Origin of the sequence: Clostridium fallax, assembly GCF_900129365.1 — a bacterium.
GTDB classification, from domain to species: Bacteria; Bacillota; Clostridia; order Clostridiales; family Clostridiaceae; genus Clostridium_AH; species Clostridium_AH fallax.
This window is the reverse complement of sequence record NZ_FQVM01000006.1, coordinates 37,587-57,663: the sequence shown is the minus strand read 5'-3', so window position 1 is coordinate 57,663 and position 20,077 is coordinate 37,587. Positions and strand designations below refer to the sequence as shown.

The window sequence follows — 20,077 nt, the reverse complement described above, 5'->3', positions numbered from 1 at the left end:
AATTTTATTAATAATAAAAGCACCTACTATTTTACTTAGTAAGTGCTTATTAATTAATATTTTGTTTTTTATTAAACTCTTCTAACTTATCAAACCATATCTCTGATATTTTCTTAAATTCCTCTGTTGTTATCTCAACTTCTTCATCGCTAAAATCACAATATATTATTGTTTTTTCTTTTCCTACATCTGCTCCAAATCCTGTTTGAACTCCAAAATCTCCATTTTCAATCTCGCCTTTCATTGTATCATCTATAGTTTTTAACCATTCTTCTTTACTATCAATGTCTAAAGCAGATCTAGTAAATATATTACTCAATATTTTATATTTATCTTCAAAACACATAAACAATTCTAACTTTCCAAATATCTCTTTAATAATAAATCTATACTTCATATAATCACTCCTTTAAAATTTAGGATATGCTGTCATTATATTGCCCTTATCATCTAAATACATTCCTATTTTAAATCCATAGCTTGTATTACCTATAAATTCATTTGTAGGAGTTTCTATTCTAGAATAATAAGCCTCATTTATAGCATTAACTATTTCTTGCGGCGTCATATCAATTGGGAAAAATGTTGATTTTGCTATTTTAGGTATACCTTCAATAATTACCTTTGCGTTATAAATACCATTTTTATTAACTTTACTTTTGGTTTCTTCTATAATTTCACCTTTTTTAGTTGGCATATTTTCCATATGAAATCCAACTGCCTTACCTCTTTTGTTTATTTCACCTTCAAGGATATGTTTAATTACATTCTTACTTGCAAAATTTTCTGTATGCTTCAATCTATCTAAATTATAAACAGTTTCTAGCTTATATTTATATGATATTCTGTCCCAATCTCCTTTATTATTATACTTTAACTCTTGGAACTTATCAAAAGATTTAGGAATATTTTCTCCTAAAATCTCTTTGTATCTTTCATGCTGTTTTATATCATTAGATTTATTTTTTATTTTCTTTTCAGCTACTTCTTCTTTAGGATTTCCTTTAACATACCTATCATACCATTGTTTATAATCCATATTTCCATCTACATAATTATTACCATCACTATCTCTAGCAATTCTTTCTTCATCTATGCTATCTGGAAAATATGCTACTGTAGTAGTTCTACAATTAGGATGAAATGGTGGAGCTGTAATTCCTATTAATTTATCTTTTAAATCAAATACTTTACCATCCATTTCCCTACATATTTGAGAGGTCCTTAAGTCTAAAGTAGCCAATATTTCATATTGTTTAACTACACCACTTCCACTGTAGCTATCAAATGTAGCTTTAGAAGTTATATATGAACTTTCAGTATTAACTAAGGTTCTAGCTCTATTCTTAGATACATTCATTCTATTAGCTATTATCTTTGATGTTTTATCAATGCTATCTCCTCTTATAAATGACTGTACCAAATTAGTTTGTAATTCCATTGCTAACTTAGATTTATTACTCCAAATTCTACTGCTATAATTATCTCCATTCCATGGTTCTTTTATAGTCTTTTCTATTTTATTAGAATCTAATTTAGCAAAATTTACTCCAACTCCTAAACCCTTTTGAACTTCATATATATTTCTATAATAAGTATCTTCATATACATCATTTAAAAGGCTTGTAACATCTTTATATTGTTTAGAATATAAATTCTCTATTTCATTATTAAGTTGTGTTTGTAAAGCTTGTAGTCTGCTTATTCTAACTTTATAAGATACATTATTAAGTTCCTGTTCCCATTTACCATCTATATTATCTTTGGCCTTATTAGTAAACTCTTTTAAATCCATTTTAAATTCATATAATTGATTAGAATTTAAAAGTTTATTAGCTTCACTTAAACTTATTCTATTATTATTAGCAAACCTTATATAAAATGATTCTATATCTTTTTTGATATTAGCTAATGCTTCATCATATTCAAGTTGCATAGATAATAAATAATCGTCAACCTTCTTATACTGCATTGAAGCTATAGATTCTGAACGCTTCTTCCAATAGTCTTTATTCTTCATTTAGACCATCACCTTCAGTACTATCATCCTTTAGTTGAAAATTAGGATAAACACTTTGCTGATCTTCTTTTTCCTTTTTTATTTTGTCTAGTTCATCTTTAGTGGACCATGGATGGTTAGAAACTATAGTTTCATTCGATATAATACCTACTGAATTTTGACAATTACTAATACTATCTGATTCATTTATAAGAGTATCTCTATTAAATATAAAATCTACATTTTCATTAGTAAAATCACCTTGTCTAGTATTGATTAAATGCTGATTTATAAACCATAGTAAGTATTCTAATGAAGCTTGGAACTCTGTTTCTATGATATTACAGTCTAAATCTAAATCATTATATAAAAACTTTAATGCAATACCACTTGGGCTATTGCCAAACTTATCTGATTGAGTATCTACTCCCCTACCAAACTCATATATATCTTTTCTAGTTTGTTCTATATGAGTTTTATAAGCTTCAACATTAATCTCTAAGTTTCTTGTTTCAACTCCGCCATCACCAGTAACTTTAACTGCTCGATACAAAGCCATATTCTTTCTAAACTCTCCAAGGTTTGTACCATCATAATCTTTAAGCACATAAATAGAATTAGGAAGATCCTCTAAGTTATTGCTATTGTCACTTTTATTTCTGTCATAATCATCAACAAGGCTTTTAACAAACTTAATAAGCGGCTGCTCTTCATCATTATATTTAAAATATACAAAAGGCACTTTAGACCAGGTAAATGACTTTTTATTTCCTTTATCATCTACCATACTAAAATGCCCTGTATCTTCTGGCGCTTCAACATCAGGTACTAACTTACCATTATCTTCTACATACCTTAATACCTTTTCTGTATCCCAATATTCTGCTTTAATTACTGTTTTTTTTGTATGCCCTTCATAAACTATTATTTGATATACTCTAATAACTGCATCTAATTTAGTATGCTCTGAATCCTTCCATAACGGAATTATCTCTTCACTAGGTAATCTTTTAAATCTTAGTTTACCTTCATCATTATAATAAACCTGTGCCCACGCTATACCTTTATTAATTGCATCTTTGCCTAGATTTTTAAGTAATCTCATAAATGATTTATCAAAAACATAATCTAGTATATCTTTATATTGAATATTGTTAGTTTGAATAGCTAAAGGTTTTGATAATAAATATCCTACCTTTTGGTCTACTAGTTTTCTAACAAAGTTATGTACTAATTTATTATTAGCTAAGTTTTTAACTTCTTCTAACTGACCATCTTCCCCTATAGCCATTCGTCTACGTTTAAGAATATCACTATCACCTTTGTAATATCTTTCTCCATCTAACATAAGCTGTCTTGATTGAGAGGTATTCCAATCTTTAATATCCTCTTGAATTATCTCTTCTAAATTCATAGTACTATTAGCTCCAGTAGTTAATATTGATTTTATCTTACCCATCATAGACATACTTACCACCTCCTTAATCAAATGATATTGAATTTCCTTTCATTTCATCTTCTAGACTATATCTTAATGCATCTATTAAATGGTTATCCTTATCTACTGGTATAGGAAGGATATTGCCATTCTTATCTTCTTTATATTTATACTTGCTTATTTCATTTTTGAAGTTTTGACATCTCGGATGTATTATAATTTCTAAACCTTGTAAAAACTTAATTCCATATTCAATACTTCCTGGTCCCTTCTTTGCTGATTTAGCATTTACCCTTAGTTTTTTAAATTCAGCTACTGATTTAGGTTCAGCACTATCACATATCACTCTACTTGAACCAGCCTTTTCTTTTACTAAAGGAGCTGATTCTTCATTTAACATTCCAACTACTTCTATTTCATCACATATATAAAGCCTTTTTCTTGTCTTATCTAAATATGATTTTATATACGCAAAAGGATCATCAGCAAATCCCCAGTCAACTCCATGCCTATAATTATCAAATGTCTTTTCAATATCACTAAAGTCTTGCACTTTCCAATTTTTAAATATAACAGCTCCAAGAACTCCCCAGTTACCTAATGTATAAACTTCATAATAATATGGATCTGTTTCATTTTCTAATGCTGATATATCATCATCAGTTAAAAACTTATTATCTTTATATGTGGTTTTAAGAATAGATACATTATTCTTTTCTACATACTGCTTATTATCTTCCCAAATATTAAAATATTCATTGTATAACCAATGGTCCTTAAGTATTGGATTAAAACTTAAAGTTAATCTTTTGGTTACATCTGACCTTCCTCTAAGTCTTTTATCTAATTGTTTAACTGCTTTATATTCTGTTTCGGTTGCTTCCTCTACCCATATATCAGTTATTACCCCATCTACTGGAGTAATTGATTTAATCTTTTCAACATCATCTAAACCACAAAATAGTATTTGTTTTTTATTTATTTTACAAGTAATTATCATATCTGTTTTATTAACTTCAAAGTAATTAGCAACCTTAAAGTTACTTATTGCTTTTGTTATTTCATTAAGACATGATCTCTTAATTGTATTTTGAACATTTCTAACTATTAAGTAATTTCTATGACCATTAAGTACATCTAAAACAGTTCTTTGAGCTAAAGAAAAAGATTTACCTGAAGATGAACCTCCAAAGTAAATTTGATAACGGTTATTATTATTTAATTGATGTTTTAAATATATAGGGTTGAATATATTGGAATTAATATTGAGTTTAAGTCCCATATTCTTCACCGTCAATTGTTATATTGACTTCGTTAGATACATTTCCACTATGCTCTACTTTATCTAAAAAAGCACCGCTAGTTTTTGCTATATATTCGGATGCTTTTAATCTATCCTTAGTTTCAACTTCTTTATCTCTTAATACATTAGTCCAGAACTCTTTAACTTCTTTCATATCAGCTATTCTTTTGCTTTCAATAGTTTTATTTCTTTCCTCTATATAATCTTTTATGTGAGGTTTTGTGAGGTTCTCATATCCTGTTTCTTTTGCTGTTCTTTTACTATATCCAGCTTTTATCGCTGCTTCTGTGGCATTGCCTAACTGTATATAATAATCAGCAAATGCCTTTTGTTTTGATGTTAGCTTCACAATGCCACCTCCTTATCTTAATGTACAAAAAAGAGCACCTAAATCAATAGATGCTCTTTTTTGTTAACGATATTTTTCGCCATCAGTGCTTACTTTATATTTACATTTATGAAGACATTTAGTGCACTTTGCTATTAGATCAAAATCAAGAAAAACTTTATTTCCATCATATGATTTTGTATAAACAATTAATTCTGCATTTTCATCTTCAACCCATTTAAATTTCTCGCCACATATAGCACATTTTTCAATACCGAAATATTTTTCTTTTACATTTCTTGAACACATATTTCTATTCATATTTTAACCTCCATATGTAAGTACTTTTACTATTTATTTCTGCACTTAAGAAGGTTTTCCTTCATAATTCGTTTATCATTTTCTCTTATATTTTAAACTAACAGTAAATCATATTTGGTGTATTTTAACATAGTTCAAGAATATTTATTCATTAGTCCCTTCATATTTCTCAATATTGTTTAAATAAACCTTTCTTACAAAATCATATTGTTCTTTATTCAAATTGTCTACCTTTTTATTATATTGTAGTATCTTAAACATACTATAAACTTCGATTATGTTTTTACTCAATTCTGAATCTATTGATATAATTTCAGATTTTATTTCACTAAATTCTTTAAATATAAACCTATCTGAGTCATAGGAATAATTATTAAATGGTTTTTCGTTATTTTTAAAAAATGTTTTAATTCCTGGAATTGCAATATTAAAGTTATAGGTTATTTCTTGGCATATAAATGTTTTAAACATTCTTTCTAGATTTTTTTGTTTTTGTAGTTGATTTTTTAAATCTATTTGTTTTTGGTAATTCTTTTGCTGATTTGAACCCAAAAATACTCCCATTATTCCTATAAATGCAGAAATTATAGCAGATATACAACTACTGTAAAGATTGATTATAGTATCTATTGATTTTTGAGGGAAAATTATAGGAATAAAATATAACATTCCTTTCCCAATAATTCCAATAGTAAAACAAACCCATATAATAACTATTAAAACTGTTGCTATCCTTTCTATATCATCAATTAAAAATAATATTGAATTTATTAATATAGTTATAGCTAAAGCTAACAAACTTATTGAGATTAAAATTGTACTTACTATGTTAAATCCAATTATTTTCCCCAAAATGTTTAATCCTATGAAAACAATTAATACTACATATATTTTTTTATATGGAATCTTTTTTAATATTCTTTTTGTGTTTATTTTTAAATTTTCTATATTCATTTTTCCTCCTTTATATGCAACTAATTCTACATTATAAAGGATTTTCTTACTTTTTCAATTTTATTTTTATTTCTTTTTTAAGTAAGTATGTAAAAAGCAATTAACCTATAGTATGGAGCAAATCATCCACCTTAGCTAAGTACTTTGGTTAATATATATTAACTTTTATGAATATGTCTTATTTTTTATAATGCAAAAGGCACCCGTTGCCGAGTGCCCTGTCACCACGGTTTGTAAGTCCCTTGTGGTTTTTCTATGATACAATATTATCACATATATACAGTAAATGTTCCGTTTTATTTACGACTTATTTCCGTATTTTTTACGTACTAATCAATAAACTTTTCTTTAATCCATATATTAGGAGCTATCTTGTTAATTACTTTTCTTTTTATTCTTCCACAATAATCTCCATCCATATTAAGCATAACACCAACCTTTGTCCAACCATAACCTCTAATGCACCTATACTCTATTATTTTCCTTTCAATTTCATCTAATGGCTCTAATGCATTATCTATCTTATTTATTAACCTTTGTTTACTATCTTTTTCTCTAATAAGTTTTTTAATTAGGTTTTCTTTTCTTAATAACTCATTTTCTACACTTGAATTAAATTTATTAGTTGGCGTTGATCTTTCTTCATAAGAAATTCCAGATACTCCTTCATATTCTGCTTTTAACTCTTGTATATCTATTTCAGTATTTTTAATTTCTGTTTTTATATCTATATAATTATATAAAATACCTTCTGTTTTTCTATAGTTATTATCTGACACTTAATCACCTCTTAACTTTGAATAAAAAATACTATATTATTCAATTTATGAATTATATAGTATTAAAATATAATTATTTAATAAATAAATTTTTAAATATAGATTCTAAAACTTGAATATCTTGACTATTTTCAGCTAATCTATATTTTGTATCTTCTGACATAATGTTATTATTATTTAGTTTTTTTATATCTTCCTTTTCAAATCCTTTATATAATAATAGTTCATCATCACTAATTTCCATAATTTCTATATTTATATTTTTAATCTCATTATCTAACTTAATATTATTAAATTTTACAACTTTCAATATTAAATTAAATAATATATCAGAAAATAAATTATATAACTTCATACATGTTTCATTTTCTGTTAATGGATACATCAATTTATTATCTTCATCCAAAAATATTACATTATATTTTGATAAATTAGCATGAGCTAATAAGTTTCTAAATTTTCTAATTCCTATTTTTTTATCATTAAGAAAATTACATTCAATATCATTAATATAATCATATTTTTTTAATTTATCTATTATATCAATAAATCTACTCTCATAATCTTCTATTACGCTTTTAAAAATTACTTCTGTTATATTAAATAAATTAAATAATAGTATTTGTCCTTCTTCGTATTCCTCTAATCTATAGCAACTGCCTAATAAATTCCCCAAACATCTAGAATATTGCCATACATAATCAATGACTTCAATTTTGCTATACATTAAAATCCCCCTTATTTAAATATTATTAATTTATAACTATACTTATAAATCAATATTTGCCAAATGTCAATTTTAATACCGCACTATTCAATTTTAAAAGAACACTTTAACTTAATTTAGAGAATAAAAGATTCTATCTCCTAAATTAAAACTATTTATCTTACATTTCTTAAATCAAATTTAGTCTGCTTATCGGCCCTTTTTAGCATATTAAAATCTTCTTGTTCAAATCCATCTAGCAAATTAGGAATAGGACTTATAGTAGTTTCCCATCCATAACCTAATGTTCCTAAAACTTCTTTTCAACCTTTTATATCTGGTTCTACTACCTTATCTCCATCTATTTGCTTTAAGCAACTATAAATATGAGCTACAATTTGTTCATAACTTATTCTAGACATCCAAAATTCCCTACTTTCTATAATGAATTTATACCCTGTTAGTTGAGTTAATTGAGCTGGTGCCTTTTTTATTTTCATTACCCAATCTGTTTTTCTATTTATCTCATCTGTTACATAATCTATATCTTCCAAAAACAATATATTTTCTATATTTACACTTGTTAAAGAAGGTGATAATTCTATAAGATTTGCTTTTACTTTTTTTGCTATAGGATAATAAATATCATTCTTAATCCAATGTTTACAGTCATACTTTCCATTATTTAATTCTCTAATCTTTTGTACTCTTCCATCTCCATCTGATGTTACAAACTGTAAGTTGTAACCAATACAATCTATTTCTTTTATTTCTCCTGTTCTATCATTTACAATCTTTATTTTTGTCATTTCTTTTTATTCTCCCTTCTTATCTTGTTTAACTTATCATAATCTATCCAACCAGTATTGCTGTATTTTAATGATCTAGCTACCCAAGTAAGTTTTAATTCTGGATATTTATAGTCAAACATTTTTCTTCTCATTTCACCTTGTTGAGTACTCATTCCCTTAATATCTATAAGTTCCTCGGAACCATCTGTATGATAAATGAGAAAATCAGGTGCATATGTTATTGCCCTATATGCTTTTCCATTCTTTTTAAAGCTTGGTTGCAATTCATATTTAGGTTGCAATTCAAAATTTAATATCTTACCTTCTGCTTTTAACTTTTTAAGATATTGATAGTATTTCCCTTCATCTTTACTATCAAATTTTATTCCATCTATAACTATCTTTTGTGATTTATATTTACTCATAACCCCTCCATAAACCTTAAAAATTACTTTCTAAGCTCTTTTAAGCACTTCCTACATATATTTTTACCTTTATAGTTTATAACGTCTCTAGCGTCTCCACAGAATATACAGCTTGGCTCATATTTCTTTAATATGATTTGTTCTCCATCTACATAGATCTCTAAAGAATCCTTTTCTTCTATGTTTAATGTTCTTCTAAGTTCCTTTGGAATTACTATTCTTCCTAATTCATCTACTTTTCTAACGATTCCTGTTGATTTCATTTTCTTCTTCCTCCTACAATCTTCTTCCAAGACTTAATTTCTTTTTATACAGAATCTCTCTATTTCTGCATTTTTTAAGATATTTTTTTCTAGCCTTTAACTCTTCATTTATCTTTTCAGCAGCTTTAATAGCAGCTCTCTTTATTAGTAAATCTAAATAACTCATTTTTTCACTCCTAACAAATTATTTTAGAATCTCTATTCTTATCCCTGTTTCAGGTTCCCAACCATACTGAGTAATAACTTTGTCTTTATGTTCTAAGTTAATAGTTTGTACTAATAAATCTGCTTTAAGCTTCTTAGCCTCCTTATCAGACCTCCAAAGTATCAAGATACACATTTGAATGACATCAAATGTTTCTCTAATTATATTTTTCAGATTCTCTAAATTTTTATTTTCTTGCCACACTCTTGAAGCTTCTATAAGTTCTGCTGCTTCCTCCATAAATTTATCTTCTATATCTGTAAAACTAACTGCTTCATTATCAATATTTAGCTTTTTATTTTTCTTGAGTATATGCATTAATAGTTTCAAAATCATTCCTCCTTAGCTTACTACTACTTTTTTATTTAAAATAGTTTCTAATGCTTTAGAATATTCTTGAGTTATGATACCTTTCTTAAATGATTCATTAGGATTAATATTTATAACACCATGACTTTCAGATATTTCAGTATTCATAAACCAAGTTCTATAAGATGTTTCACCAAATTGTTTAAATATAAATTCATGAATTTGAGTAGGAAAGGAAAGAGGTGGAAGTTGAGGTGTTTTTTCTTCCCCTTCTTTTCCTTCTTTATCATTCTTTTCTTTATTATCATTCTTATCATTCTTGTTAGGTGTTAGCTCTTTGTTAGGTGTTTGTGAGCTGTTTGTTAAGTCTTTGTTAGGTGTTTGTGATGTGTCTGTTAGCTCTTTGTTAGTTTGTTTGTTAGTTTCATTTTCTGTACCTTGGTAAAGTCTCCAGTTTACTAGGTTTATAAGCCTTCCTGTCTTTGTTACTTCCTCTGTTAGAAATTCATACTTTTTAAATTTTTTAAGTGCAGTTCTAACATTTTGTTCTGAAATTCCTTTGCCACAACGTTTAACTATGCTATCAATTGAAGTAACAAATTGTCCTGGTTGAGCTTTAAATTGTTTTCCTTTCCACTCCCATTCTCTGCCTTGGTGGTTTGCCATTCCAAGTAGTGCTATTAATACAACCTTTTGTTCTGGAGTGGAACTTTGCCATATTGCTTTTTCAAATAATTCTCTATATAATTTAAACCACCCTTGGCTCATATCTGCCTCCTATAAATTAATTTCTAAGCCTTTATCTGCAATATAAGTAGGTTTACCTGTCAATCTTTCTATTTCTGTTTTAAACTGCTCTGAATTACTATTTCCATCACTTAAATGAATAAGTAATATTTCTTTAGTATCATTTAAATCCGTTGTTTTTAAAAAGTTCTTCACATTATCCAGCTCAAAATGAGATTTAATAATTCTACCTTTTAAAGTTTGTGGTAATTGTTTTTCTTTTAATATTTCTAAACTGTAATTGCACTCTATCATTACATGATCTATATCTGAAAATTTATATTTGCAGTAATAACTATCTGTAATAAATAAAAGCTTTCCTATATCATTGTGATAAATTAAAAATCCAAGTGGTTCATTTGCATCATGTTCTGTTTCAAATGGTAATATAATAAAACTTCCTATCTTAATTGTTTTTTCACTTATAAGTTTATTTATCCTGTATCCACTATTTATATCAGTAAATTCAATTCCAGCAATAGTTCCTTCACTTAGATATATATCTATTCCATTATTAATTAAATCATTTGCTGCTTTGCTATGATCCTTATGTTCATGACTTATTAAACAGCCTACTACATTACTTAAGTTGAAATTTAAACCATTTAAAATTGTCTTGTATGGTAATCCACATTCTATAATTAAAGTTTCATTTTCATTTTGTAAGAGATAGCAGTTTCCTGAACTGCCACTCCCTAATACTTTAAGTTCCATCTTAGAATCCTGGTCCTTCCATCATATTAACCTGTCCTGGTATTACTTCATTCTCTTTAAATTCAACTTTTTCGGTTTCAACTGTTTCAATATGTTTAATTGGTTCTACTGTTTCTGAATTTAAACTTAAAGGTTTAGAATTTGCCTTCTCTTTTATCTCTTCTTGAACTTCATAATCAACATTAGTTAGCATATCTTTTTCATCATAGGCTTTATCTGTATTATTAAATGATTCAATTAATAGATCACTATCATCTGATGTATTTGCATACATTTTGCAAGCTCTATTTAATACAGTTTTCTTAGCCATTTCATCCGTAAAATTATTATGTGCTCCACTATTACCTTTTGCATACCCTTGATTCCATGAGTTTCTAATTTGGTTTATATTCATAACTTCTGTATGAATTGGACCATCTTCACCTAAAACTACTGCAAAAGCACCTTTAATTTTATTTATATCTATATTTTCAAATTTAGGATTAAACTTTGTTATCTTAAGAGTTGCTGTATCTATGTTATATTCCTGTTCAAATTCATCACCTTCATAAATACAGTATGCTTTAACATCTTTAATTCCTTTAAGTCTTTTAGTTACTGCTACAGTTCCCATATAACTTCTCATTAACTGTAGTTTCTTTCCATAAGCTACAAAATAACATTGTTTTTTAGCTGGACTTAAACCTTGTATAACCATATCTAGTAAAGTATTTGCTATACTCATTTTGCTGCAAGTTTGAAGTACTGGTTTCTTTTCTTTATCTACTGTTTCTGAAAGTATTAAGTAAGCACTCTTTAAAGCATTTTCAGCACTGTATCCTTTAGGAATAACTAAATCTCCTTTTTTATTTAAAGCTTGTACTCTTGAAAGCACTTCCTCTGTAATATTTTTTTCTTGAACTGTTACTGCTGTATTTTTTTCAGCCATTTTACATTACCTCCACTTTTAAATTTTTATCTTTACTAACAATAAGATTTATAATTTGAGAATCTGTATCTATAATTTCATTTATTGATTCTCTATTATCAATAAATATAGGAGCTTGTACATTGTAGTGCTTACATAAAGTATTGATAATATCTAATCCTGCATTAATCTGACTAGCACTATTAGCATTACTAAATGGAACTCCATCTATCAAAGCTTCACATGACTCATTTATTCCTGAATTTACTTGAACATCAAATAACTTAAAGGTTACATATTTAAACTTAGAATTAATTGAAGATTCCAATAATTCTACTTTTGTTTTTATAAACTCTTCACATAAGAACTCCTGACCTTCAAGTTCAGCAAATGTATTTGAAAGAGATCTTTCTTCTTCTTTAAGACTTTCTATTCTATTTTTAAGCTCTTCATTTTGTTCTTTATGACCTAATTGCTTAGTTATTTCTTCAAGTTCAAATTCTAGCTTACTTTTTCTTTCTTTAAGCTCTTGAACTTGATTATTAATAGTATCTGGTTGCTGTAACTTATTTTCAAGTTCTACAATTTCAGCTTTTAAATCTTCATATTCCTGATTATTTATTAATGGATTTATTGATTTGAAGTTATCAATTTGTTCTTGAAGTCTTTCTTCTGAAATCCTCAAATCATTTAACTCATGATTTGAAACTTTAATTTGAAAATTTACTTCTTCTAATTTCTCTTTATATTTATTTAATAAATCAGTATATCCCTTACCTTTCACTTGAATTTCCTTAAGAGTCTTAGCTTTATTAGAATTAAAGTTTTCCTGCAAGTCTTGTTTTATATGCTGTATCTTTTCTTCATCAAAGGCCCTTTTACAAGTAGGACATACACAGCTACTTTCATCAAATTTAAATACTTCTTTATTTTCTTCAAACCACTTATTTCTTTCGTCATCACTAAGCTTTTTATATTTTTGTATATCATATTCTATATTGCTTTTATCTGTATTTAAGGAATTAATATAATACTCTAATTTCTTAATATTTAATTTTAAAGTATTAAGATTACTTTCCAATTTTCTCTTTGGTTTATCCGATTCCATACTTGCCTTATACTCAATATCTCTTAATTTAGATTTCAAAGAATATAGTTTATCTTTTTCTTTTAAAAGTTCATCTCTAACTTTAGAACCATCTATAAGTTGCTCTTCTAAACCTTTTATTCCACTTATGATTCCTTTTCTTTTAAAATCTAAAGCTTCAAAATCTATATCATTTTTTATTGAATTACTAGCCTCATCTATTCTTATTGGAATAGCTTTTATTTCTTCATTTAGCTTTTTTTTCTTAGCTTGTACACTCTTCTTTAATGTATTTATATCCTTATCATCTAAAAGCTTTTCTAATGGCTTTAGATTACTTCTATAGTTAATAACCTTATCATTAGAAATATCTCCTATAATATTTAAAAGTACATTTCTTCTGTCCTGCCATTTCATATTTGCACTAAAATAAAGAGGGTTAGTAATTAATTTAAATAAGTTTTCATCTATAATTTTATTTATAGTTTCTTGGTATTCTTTTTTCTTTACTGGTACTTCATCCATACTATATAAAGTTTCATGTCCTGTAAGCTGCTTATCTGCTTCACCACGCTTCTTTGTCCACTTCTCCTTATATATTTTTGAAAGTTTTATGTCCTTTCCATCTATATTTAGAACTCCTATAACTTCATGATCTAATCCATGAAGTACCTCTCCATTTTTATCTAATGTTTTAATCTCAAATGATGTTCTATCTTTACTATCCTTATCAAATAATAACCATGTAAAAGCATCTACTATAGTAGTTTTTCCTGTACCATTATCACCATAGATATTAGTTATATTAGAAAAATCTACTGAAAAACTCTTCATCCCCTTAAAGTTCTTTAACTCTAAAGACTTAATAAAAATATTTTTACTCATTTATATTTTCCTCCTCCACTATTTCTAGTAATGTATCTATATCTGTCTCCTTTAGATCACTAACTTCATTACCAGTTCTAATGTCATAAACTTGTCCATTGTCAAAATCTAAGTACTTGCAATTTTTCATAAAATGACCTATCATTTAATTGAGTTTTTTGAGTAGCTCTTATCTGTTTATAGTTGGCGCTATAGATAAGAACTACTTTTCTTTATTTATAAACTCTACAAGCTATAAGATAAAGAAACCCGAAAACTATAAGTATCATTAAAATTGCAAGTAACTCTTCATAGACTTTGCTGACAATTTTTAAGATTGTAATAGCTTTTTTCAAAGCTTTTTTATTATCAACTAAATCATTATTTTCCTTGATATCTTCTAGTTGATTTATAGTATCTTTTAGATTCATATTTCCTCCTTAATCTCATCTAATTCATAACCTGGCATAAGAGTAAGTATAGCTTTTTTTAAAAGTTCTTTTTGTTCCTCTTTACTTATACCGCTAAATTTTGGTTCAGCTATTATTATTTTTGTTTTTTTATTTATAACTATTTCTTTATAAGCCATAATTAAGTCTCCTTTTCTTTTATACTTTAATCTCTATACTCCATATTTAAGTGCATACTGCCTTATTATATTTACATAACCATCTATAAGCTTTTTATCTTCCGCTATTACATCTAGGACATTAGTTTTATTTATCTTACTTTTACATACACCTTCTAAAGCCATTCTTTTTTGTTTTTCAAGTAATCTTCTATTTACATCAACTCCAAGCCTAGTATCTAATAACTTGTAAATTTCTCTTTTTAAAAGATTTACCTGTGAAAAACCTCCTAACTTATTTGCTATCTTATTTATTATTGCTGTAGTTTCTTTTCTCCATCCATTACTGTCTAGAGTAATAGCACTTCTCATAGCTTCTATTTCTTCTTTATTTTCTTCTCTAACTAAATTTATTTTTTCTTCAAGTTTCTTTTGATTTAATTCAATATTGATAAGAGCCTGTAACTGTGGACTTAATCCATCTAAATTAGTTTTTCCTTCTTTTACTCTGAAATAAGTTTCCTCTAATTCCTCATATACATCCCATGCTTTATCGGTATCAAGAATTTTTGCATGTCTTGCAACACCTTTTTCTGTCCACAAGTAAAGAGTTGGAGCAAACTTTATAGGTTCCCTAATTTCATTGGGTAAGCTATTTTTAAAATCTTTCAGTACTTGTCCATTAAGTTTTATAAAATGTTTTCCTTCTTTAAACCTAAATTGATTATTACTAAAATTCATTTGTATATTTTTTTCTTCTGTTCCGAATTCTTCTGCTAAAACTTTTGTTGTAATTATTATTTGATTTTTAAATTCTAATGGTATTAAATTACCCATAAGCTATCCTCCTTAACTAATTTTTCGTTGCTTATTTGGGATATTATTTGTAAAAAAAATTTCCGTTATATCATTTGGATTTTTTATATTAAAAATAGAAATGATATCTACAGCTTCTCTTATAGTAAACTGAGTACGTCCATTAAGTTTAGCATTTAAACTTTGAGTTGTTATGTTTAATTTTTTAGCCAATTTACTTTGAGAACAATTATTTTCTTTCATAATTCCCTTTAATTTATTATAAATCATCTACTCACCTCCGTTGCATATTTGGGATGATTAAATCATAACACCTCTTTAATTGTTCGTCAACCCATTTATGCAACTTTTTTTTATATTTTTTAAAATAATCGTTGCATTTATGAAAAAATATTTTATAATTATATTATGAGGTGATTAAATGACGCATTTATTTAATAGTGAAAATATGAAAACAATAATGAAAAGAATTCAAGAAAGACGATTAGAATTAAAACTTTCATATCAAGATTTAGCAGTTAAAACTAATATGAGTAAATCTACATTACAAAGATATGAAACTGGCTCTATAAAAAATATGCCTATAGATAAACTAGAAATAATAGCTAATGCATTAAATGTAGATCCTGTTTGGCTTTTAGGATTACAAAAACAAGAAAAACCTTCTGTTAATAATAATTTATCCAAGGAAGAAAAAGAACATATAGAAGATTTAAGAAAGCTAAATGACTTAGGTAAGAAAAAAGTCTTTACTTATACTAAAGATTTAATTGAAATGCCTAAATATCAAAAGCAAATATGGGAAGAAGAAGGAAAAGAACATTTAATGCCTATTGCTTGTCATGATGATAATTTGTCAGAAGAAGAAAAAAATATGATGAATTCAAAAATAGAAGAATATTTAAAAAATCATAAATAATATCTTCAAGGGATGGGAGGTATTATTAATGGCAAACTATGATGTTTTAATAAAAGAAGCTGAAAAAGATGGTATTGAAGTTATAGAAATTAATTTTGGTGTTAATAGCCCTTGTGGTAAATGTATTGGTAATAAAATATTTATAAATTCTAAAAATAATATTAAAGAAAAAACTTGTGTCTTAGCAGAAGAATTGGGACATTTTCATAAAACAGTAGGAAATATATGCAATCAAAATAATATAATTCATAAAAAGCAAGAACTTATAGCTAGAAGATGGAGTTATGATAAAAATATAGGTCTAGTGGGAATTATAAATGCTTTCGAATATGGTTGCAAAGGAAGATATGAATTAGCTGAATATCTAAATATTACGGAGGAATTTTTACAAGAAGCTTTAGATTATTATAAAAGTAAATATGGTTCCTGGTATGAATTAGATAACTATATTATTAGATTTGAACCAACATTAGGAGTCCTTAAAAAGTTTGAGGATTTCTAATGATTATTTTATAAATCAAAAAGAACATACATTCTCTATTGATGAACTAAAAAGATTAGGAGGTGATTTTATGAAACAAGTTGCTCTATATTGTAGAGTATCTAGTGATGATCAGAAAGAAAGAGAAACAATAGAAAATCAAGTTGAAATACTTAATACTTATATAGAAATGAAAAATAATTTAAATACCTTTAAAAAATATTTAGATGATGGAATATCTGGCACAGTTCCTTTTAATGAAAGACCTGCTGGTAAAGAGAACTTATAGAAGATGCTAAAAAAGGATTATTTAATGCTATTTTAGTTTGGAAAATTGATAGATTTGGAAGAGATACTCTAAGTGGCTTAAGTGCTATAGAACTTTTAAGAAAATATAACATAGAAATAATTAGTATAACTGAGCCGTTCGATTTAAATACAGCAACAGGTAGATTTCAATTTATAACTTATTTAAATATGGCTGAATTAGAAAGAAATAATATATTAGATAGAATGTTTCTAGGCGCAACAAGAGCCGCTAAAAAAGGTAAGTGGCTTGGCGGAATTGTTCCTTATGGCTATGAAGTTAATGCTGATGGTTATCTACAAATAAATGAGGAAGAAGCTAAAGTTGTAAAAGAAATATATAATTTATATGTTAATAAAAACTATACATCAATAGATATATCTATGTATTTAAATAGTCTTAATATACCCACAAATAGTTTTAGAAATAGTAAAGGTAAACGTAGAAAAGGCTTAACAGGTAAATGGAGACATAATAGTATTCTTAGAATATTATCCAGTAGTACATATAAAGGTATTCATGAGTATGGTAAACGTGGAACAAGACGAAAGGAAACTATTTCTAGAAATGTTCCTGCAATAATAGATGAAGAAATTTGGAATAAAGCACAGATTCAAAAGCAAAAAAATAATTATTGTAACCCTCGCAATTGTCATAAGAGAACTTATTTATTAAGTGGAATATTAAAATGTGAACGATGTGGTAGAAATTTTCAGGGAGTTTCGTATAAAGATAAAAGTTCTGTTTATGTATGTGCTACTAAAAGAGGTGACAAAAAGCGAATCCTGGGAGAAACTTGTGATAACATAAATGTAAATGCTGAAGTTATGGAAGAAACAATGTGGAGTCTAGTAAAGCAAATATTATTAAATTATGAAAAGGTAATTCCAAGTTTAAATAAAAGTAAAATTTCTTCTAATGAGAAAAAAAAGAATTTATTAAAACTGAAAGAAGAATTTAATAAAAAAGATAAAGAAAAAGATAAGATTTTAACTTTATTTAGAAAGGATTTAATAAGCGAAGATGATGTTGAAAAAGAAATAAAAGCAATAAAAGATGAGAAAAACAGATTAAATAAATTAATACTCCAAATTGAAAATAATCTAGTTAATTGTCAAGAAAAATTAAATTCTTTTACAGAAACAATAATAGAATATAAAAAGAGTATAGTTAACTGCTCCAGAGAAAAAAAGAAAGAAATTATAAAGTATTTAATAAAAGAAGTATTAGTTAATTTTAAAATTGAAAATGGTAGAAAAGAACTTGTAATTAAACCAACTCTAAACTTCAACGTCAACTTTAATGTCTACAAGGACATGGATTGAAGGCCCCTATAAAAATAAAGTCGCTTGGAAAGGTAGCCTTAGAATTAAGCCTTGATATTGTTATCTCTTTATTTTCAATAGGCTCCCTTAAAAGTTCTATAACCCCTTTATTAAACTCTAAAAGTTCATCTAAAAATAGTACTCCCTTATGAGCTAAAGATATCTCTCCAACTTTAAGCTCCCTTCCTCCTCCTACCATAGCTGATGAAGTTATTGTATGATGAGGACTTCTATAAGGTCTATTTTTTAATAGGCCTTCTTCTTTTAAAAGGCCAGAGATACTGTATATTTTAGAGACCTCTAATACTTCTTCATAGTTTAAACTAGGAAGGATAGATGGAAGTCTTTCCGCTAGCATAGTTTTTCCACTACCAGGAGGTCCAAACATTAAAATATTATGATGACCTGATGCTGCAATTTCCATTGCTCTTTTTATACTTTCATGGCCACAAACCTCAGAAAAATCTTTTTTATAACCGATATCACTATTTAAACTAAACTCTGGTTTCCAAGGCTTAAGATCATTATATTTTATTAAATTAACTACCTCTTTTAAACTTTCTAGAGGATATAAATTTTCACTTGTTATAATACATTCATTAGAATTTTCCTTAGGAAATATAAATTTTTTATAATTTTTATTTTGTAGCTCAATTAAAATAGGAAGTATTCCATTTATTCCTCTTAAATCTCCTGCTAATGACAACTCACCTACTAATAAATTTTTATCTATATCATGAATTTTTATTTGATCACTTGCAATTAAAAGTCCCATTGCTATAGGTAAATCTAATAAAGTACCTATCTTTTTAAGATCTGCTGGAGCTAAATTTATAGTTATTCTACCTAAAGGAAAAATATATCCCGAGTTAACTATAGCTGCCCTTACTCTCTCTTTAGATTCCTTTATAGAAGTTCCTGGAAGTCCTACTATAGTAAAAGAAGGAAGACCTTTGCTTATATCTACTTCTACATTTATTATTTTAGCTTCTAAAGCAGAAAAGGTAGCACTTTTTATTGTTACTGCCATATTAATCACCTCTCTTTCATTATTGACATAAAAAAAGAAATATTAATCAATTTTTGGTCAATAATTCTATTGAGGTGATAATTTGAAAAAAGGAAATAAAGTTTTAGGAAATATAGGTGAGGACTTGGCTTCTGCCTATTTAAAAAAGAATGGTTATAATATTTTAGAACGAAACTATAGATTTCATAAAAATGAAATAGATATAATAGCTTTAAAGGATGATATTTTAATATTTTTAGAAATAAAAAGCAGGTATAGCCTCAACTTTGGGTACGGTGAGGAATCTATTACCTGCAATAAGCAAAAGCAAATTATTAAAGCATCTAAAGGATATATTATGGAAAATAAAATTTACAATAAATTTATAAGATTCGATACTTTATCTATAAATTTTACAAAAAATTTACAAGATCCTGATTTTAATCTTATAGAAGATGCCTTTAGGCTTTAAA

Annotated in this window: 29 protein-coding genes; 5 read left to right on the top strand and 24 right to left on the bottom strand. The window is 26.8% G+C overall.

Going from position 1 to position 20,077, the window contains the following annotated elements:
* Positions 1-49: 49 nt before the first annotated feature.
* The 23 genes from BUA70_RS04750 to BUA70_RS04650 form a co-directional block, all read right to left on the bottom strand.
* Positions 50-397: a hypothetical protein gene (locus BUA70_RS04750; protein WP_072893999.1), complete on the bottom strand. Its 348-nt coding sequence runs from the start codon at positions 395-397 to the stop codon at positions 50-52.
* 12 nt (positions 398-409) lie between these two features.
* The gene (locus BUA70_RS13040) at positions 410-2,020 is read right to left on the bottom strand and encodes a minor capsid protein (protein WP_111944830.1); all 1,611 of its coding nucleotides are present in this window, start codon (positions 2,018-2,020) and stop codon (positions 410-412) included.
* A complete protein-coding gene (locus BUA70_RS04735) occupies positions 2,010-3,467 on the bottom strand; it encodes a phage portal protein (RefSeq protein WP_172607482.1) in 1,458 nt (485 codons plus the stop codon). The genes BUA70_RS13040 and BUA70_RS04735 overlap by 11 nt, the downstream gene beginning before the upstream one ends.
* A gap of 13 nt (positions 3,468-3,480) precedes the next feature.
* Positions 3,481-4,719 carry a PBSX family phage terminase large subunit gene (locus BUA70_RS04730; RefSeq protein WP_072893996.1) on the bottom strand — a complete coding sequence of 413 codons (1,239 nt, stop codon included), beginning with the start codon at positions 4,717-4,719 and terminating at the stop codon, positions 3,481-3,483.
* Positions 4,709-5,089 carry a terminase small subunit gene (locus BUA70_RS04725; RefSeq protein ID WP_072893993.1) on the bottom strand — a complete coding sequence of 127 codons (381 nt, stop codon included), beginning with the start codon at positions 5,087-5,089 and terminating at the stop codon, positions 4,709-4,711. The genes BUA70_RS04730 and BUA70_RS04725 overlap by 11 nt, the downstream gene beginning before the upstream one ends.
* Positions 5,090-5,152: 63 nt before the next feature.
* Complete coding sequence (locus BUA70_RS04720) at positions 5,153-5,389, bottom strand: hypothetical protein (protein WP_072893989.1); 237 nt, start codon at positions 5,387-5,389, stop codon at positions 5,153-5,155.
* A 144-nt stretch (positions 5,390-5,533) separates the two neighbouring features.
* Positions 5,534-6,343, bottom strand: a complete 810-nt coding sequence (locus BUA70_RS04715; protein WP_072893985.1) for a hypothetical protein — start codon at positions 6,341-6,343, stop codon at positions 5,534-5,536.
* 329 nt (positions 6,344-6,672) lie between these two features.
* Complete coding sequence (locus BUA70_RS04710; protein ID WP_072893982.1) at positions 6,673-7,122, bottom strand: siderophore-interacting protein; 450 nt, start codon at positions 7,120-7,122, stop codon at positions 6,673-6,675.
* Between the two features lie 73 nt (positions 7,123-7,195).
* Positions 7,196-7,849, bottom strand: a complete 654-nt coding sequence (locus tag BUA70_RS04705; protein WP_072893979.1) for a hypothetical protein — start codon at positions 7,847-7,849, stop codon at positions 7,196-7,198.
* Between the two features lie 302 nt (positions 7,850-8,151).
* Positions 8,152-8,637 carry a hypothetical protein gene (locus BUA70_RS04700; protein WP_072893975.1) on the bottom strand — a complete coding sequence of 162 codons (486 nt, stop codon included), beginning with the start codon at positions 8,635-8,637 and terminating at the stop codon, positions 8,152-8,154.
* Positions 8,634-9,044: a DUF1064 domain-containing protein gene (locus BUA70_RS04695; RefSeq protein ID WP_072893972.1), complete on the bottom strand. Its 411-nt coding sequence runs from the start codon at positions 9,042-9,044 to the stop codon at positions 8,634-8,636. The genes BUA70_RS04700 and BUA70_RS04695 overlap by 4 nt, the downstream gene beginning before the upstream one ends.
* A gap of 23 nt (positions 9,045-9,067) precedes the next feature.
* Positions 9,068-9,307 (bottom strand): AbrB/MazE/SpoVT family DNA-binding domain-containing protein, encoded by a 240-nt coding sequence (locus BUA70_RS04690; protein WP_072893967.1) that lies wholly within the window; start codon positions 9,305-9,307, stop codon positions 9,068-9,070.
* A gap of 13 nt (positions 9,308-9,320) precedes the next feature.
* Positions 9,321-9,473: a hypothetical protein gene (locus BUA70_RS13135; protein ID WP_172607483.1), complete on the bottom strand. Its 153-nt coding sequence runs from the start codon at positions 9,471-9,473 to the stop codon at positions 9,321-9,323.
* 18 nt (positions 9,474-9,491) lie between these two features.
* Positions 9,492-9,842, bottom strand: coding sequence for a nucleoside triphosphate pyrophosphohydrolase family protein (locus BUA70_RS04685; protein WP_072893964.1), 351 nt, complete (start codon positions 9,840-9,842; stop codon positions 9,492-9,494).
* A 12-nt stretch (positions 9,843-9,854) separates the two neighbouring features.
* Entirely contained in the window at positions 9,855-10,589 is a 735-nt protein-coding gene (locus tag BUA70_RS04680; protein WP_072893961.1) for a hypothetical protein, read from the bottom strand.
* A 9-nt stretch (positions 10,590-10,598) separates the two neighbouring features.
* Complete coding sequence (locus BUA70_RS04675) at positions 10,599-11,321, bottom strand: MBL fold metallo-hydrolase (RefSeq protein WP_072893958.1); 723 nt, start codon at positions 11,319-11,321, stop codon at positions 10,599-10,601.
* 1 nt (position 11,322) lies between these two features.
* Positions 11,323-12,249 carry a recombinase RecT gene (locus BUA70_RS04670; protein WP_072893955.1) on the bottom strand — a complete coding sequence of 309 codons (927 nt, stop codon included), beginning with the start codon at positions 12,247-12,249 and terminating at the stop codon, positions 11,323-11,325.
* Between the two features lies 1 nt (position 12,250).
* Positions 12,251-14,200: an AAA family ATPase gene (locus BUA70_RS04665; RefSeq protein ID WP_072893952.1), complete on the bottom strand. Its 1,950-nt coding sequence runs from the start codon at positions 14,198-14,200 to the stop codon at positions 12,251-12,253.
* Complete coding sequence (locus tag BUA70_RS13035) at positions 14,193-14,330, bottom strand: hypothetical protein (protein WP_159429641.1); 138 nt, start codon at positions 14,328-14,330, stop codon at positions 14,193-14,195. Before BUA70_RS13035 ends, BUA70_RS04665 begins: the two co-directional genes overlap by 8 nt.
* An 82-nt stretch (positions 14,331-14,412) precedes the next feature.
* Positions 14,413-14,610 (bottom strand): hypothetical protein, encoded by a 198-nt coding sequence (locus BUA70_RS04660; protein ID WP_072893949.1) that lies wholly within the window; start codon positions 14,608-14,610, stop codon positions 14,413-14,415.
* Complete coding sequence (locus tag BUA70_RS13030) at positions 14,607-14,768, bottom strand: hypothetical protein (RefSeq protein WP_159429640.1); 162 nt, start codon at positions 14,766-14,768, stop codon at positions 14,607-14,609. The genes BUA70_RS04660 and BUA70_RS13030 overlap by 4 nt, the downstream gene beginning before the upstream one ends.
* Positions 14,769-14,801: 33 nt before the next feature.
* Positions 14,802-15,584: an ORF6N domain-containing protein gene (locus BUA70_RS04655; protein ID WP_072893945.1), complete on the bottom strand. Its 783-nt coding sequence runs from the start codon at positions 15,582-15,584 to the stop codon at positions 14,802-14,804.
* Positions 15,585-15,596: 12 nt separating this feature from the next.
* A complete protein-coding gene (locus BUA70_RS04650; RefSeq protein WP_072893940.1) occupies positions 15,597-15,833 on the bottom strand; it encodes a helix-turn-helix transcriptional regulator in 237 nt (78 codons plus the stop codon).
* Between the two features lie 151 nt (positions 15,834-15,984).
* Between BUA70_RS04650 and BUA70_RS04645 the strand changes: the two genes are divergently transcribed.
* From BUA70_RS04645 to BUA70_RS04630, 4 genes are all read left to right on the top strand, one after another.
* Positions 15,985-16,482 (top strand): helix-turn-helix domain-containing protein, encoded by a 498-nt coding sequence (locus tag BUA70_RS04645; RefSeq protein ID WP_072893937.1) that lies wholly within the window; start codon positions 15,985-15,987, stop codon positions 16,480-16,482.
* A 28-nt stretch (positions 16,483-16,510) separates the two neighbouring features.
* Positions 16,511-16,984 (top strand): ImmA/IrrE family metallo-endopeptidase, encoded by a 474-nt coding sequence (locus tag BUA70_RS04640; RefSeq protein ID WP_072893934.1) that lies wholly within the window; start codon positions 16,511-16,513, stop codon positions 16,982-16,984.
* A 70-nt stretch (positions 16,985-17,054) separates the two neighbouring features.
* A complete protein-coding gene (locus tag BUA70_RS13265) occupies positions 17,055-17,252 on the top strand; it encodes a recombinase family protein (RefSeq protein WP_143762333.1) in 198 nt (65 codons plus the stop codon).
* Positions 17,249-18,595 (top strand): recombinase family protein, encoded by a 1,347-nt coding sequence (locus BUA70_RS04630; RefSeq protein WP_342039308.1) that lies wholly within the window; start codon positions 17,249-17,251, stop codon positions 18,593-18,595. The genes BUA70_RS13265 and BUA70_RS04630 overlap by 4 nt, the downstream gene beginning before the upstream one ends.
* Here BUA70_RS04630 and BUA70_RS04625 read toward each other — a convergent pair.
* On the bottom strand, positions 18,570-19,625 hold the full coding sequence (locus BUA70_RS04625) for a YifB family Mg chelatase-like AAA ATPase (RefSeq protein WP_072893925.1): 1,056 nt from the start codon (positions 19,623-19,625) through the stop codon (positions 18,570-18,572). The genes BUA70_RS04630 and BUA70_RS04625 overlap by 26 nt on opposite strands.
* A gap of 82 nt (positions 19,626-19,707) precedes the next feature.
* On the opposite strand from BUA70_RS04625, the gene BUA70_RS04620 reads away from it, so the two are divergent.
* On the top strand, positions 19,708-20,076 hold the full coding sequence (locus BUA70_RS04620; protein WP_072893922.1) for a YraN family protein: 369 nt from the start codon (positions 19,708-19,710) through the stop codon (positions 20,074-20,076).
* The last annotated feature ends 1 nt before the right edge of the window (position 20,077 follow it).

Bases quoted from the DNA above. Each gene is read 5' to 3' on its own strand.
- BUA70_RS13135 (WP_172607483.1), bottom strand. From the start codon at position 9,473: ATGAGTTATTTAGATTTACTAATAAAGAGAGCTGCTATTAAAGCTGCT.
- BUA70_RS04700 (WP_072893975.1), bottom strand. From the start codon at position 8,637: ATGACAAAAATAAAGATTGTAAATGATAGAACAGGAGAAATAAAAGAA.
- BUA70_RS04655 (WP_072893945.1), bottom strand. From the start codon at position 15,584: ATGGGTAATTTAATACCATTAGAATTTAAAAATCAAATAATAATTACA.
- BUA70_RS04680 (WP_072893961.1), bottom strand. From the start codon at position 10,589: ATGAGCCAAGGGTGGTTTAAATTATATAGAGAATTATTTGAAAAAGCA.
- BUA70_RS04715 (WP_072893985.1), bottom strand. From the start codon at position 6,343: ATGAATATAGAAAATTTAAAAATAAACACAAAAAGAATATTAAAAAAG.
- BUA70_RS04675 (WP_072893958.1), bottom strand. From the start codon at position 11,321: ATGGAACTTAAAGTATTAGGGAGTGGCAGTTCAGGAAACTGCTATCTC.
- BUA70_RS13265 (WP_143762333.1), top strand. From the start codon at position 17,055: ATGAAACAAGTTGCTCTATATTGTAGAGTATCTAGTGATGATCAGAAA.
- BUA70_RS04650 (WP_072893940.1), bottom strand. From the start codon at position 15,833: ATGATTTATAATAAATTAAAGGGAATTATGAAAGAAAATAATTGTTCT.
- BUA70_RS04645 (WP_072893937.1), top strand. From the start codon at position 15,985: ATGACGCATTTATTTAATAGTGAAAATATGAAAACAATAATGAAAAGA.
- BUA70_RS04695 (WP_072893972.1), bottom strand. From the start codon at position 9,044: ATGAGTAAATATAAATCACAAAAGATAGTTATAGATGGAATAAAATTT.
- BUA70_RS04735 (WP_172607482.1), bottom strand. From the start codon at position 3,467: ATGTCTATGATGGGTAAGATAAAATCAATATTAACTACTGGAGCTAAT.
- BUA70_RS04640 (WP_072893934.1), top strand. From the start codon at position 16,511: ATGGCAAACTATGATGTTTTAATAAAAGAAGCTGAAAAAGATGGTATT.
- BUA70_RS04730 (WP_072893996.1), bottom strand. From the start codon at position 4,719: ATGGGACTTAAACTCAATATTAATTCCAATATATTCAACCCTATATAT.
- BUA70_RS13030 (WP_159429640.1), bottom strand. From the start codon at position 14,768: ATGGCTTATAAAGAAATAGTTATAAATAAAAAAACAAAAATAATAATA.
- BUA70_RS04670 (WP_072893955.1), bottom strand. From the start codon at position 12,249: ATGGCTGAAAAAAATACAGCAGTAACAGTTCAAGAAAAAAATATTACA.
- BUA70_RS04750 (WP_072893999.1), bottom strand. From the start codon at position 397: ATGAAGTATAGATTTATTATTAAAGAGATATTTGGAAAGTTAGAATTG.
- BUA70_RS04625 (WP_072893925.1), bottom strand. From the start codon at position 19,625: ATGGCAGTAACAATAAAAAGTGCTACCTTTTCTGCTTTAGAAGCTAAA.
- BUA70_RS13040 (WP_111944830.1), bottom strand. From the start codon at position 2,020: ATGAAGAATAAAGACTATTGGAAGAAGCGTTCAGAATCTATAGCTTCA.
- BUA70_RS13035 (WP_159429641.1), bottom strand. From the start codon at position 14,330: ATGAAAAATTGCAAGTACTTAGATTTTGACAATGGACAAGTTTATGAC.
- BUA70_RS04660 (WP_072893949.1), bottom strand. From the start codon at position 14,610: ATGAATCTAAAAGATACTATAAATCAACTAGAAGATATCAAGGAAAAT.
- BUA70_RS04665 (WP_072893952.1), bottom strand. From the start codon at position 14,200: ATGAGTAAAAATATTTTTATTAAGTCTTTAGAGTTAAAGAACTTTAAG.
- BUA70_RS04720 (WP_072893989.1), bottom strand. From the start codon at position 5,389: ATGAATAGAAATATGTGTTCAAGAAATGTAAAAGAAAAATATTTCGGT.
- BUA70_RS04690 (WP_072893967.1), bottom strand. From the start codon at position 9,307: ATGAAATCAACAGGAATCGTTAGAAAAGTAGATGAATTAGGAAGAATA.
- BUA70_RS04705 (WP_072893979.1), bottom strand. From the start codon at position 7,849: ATGTATAGCAAAATTGAAGTCATTGATTATGTATGGCAATATTCTAGA.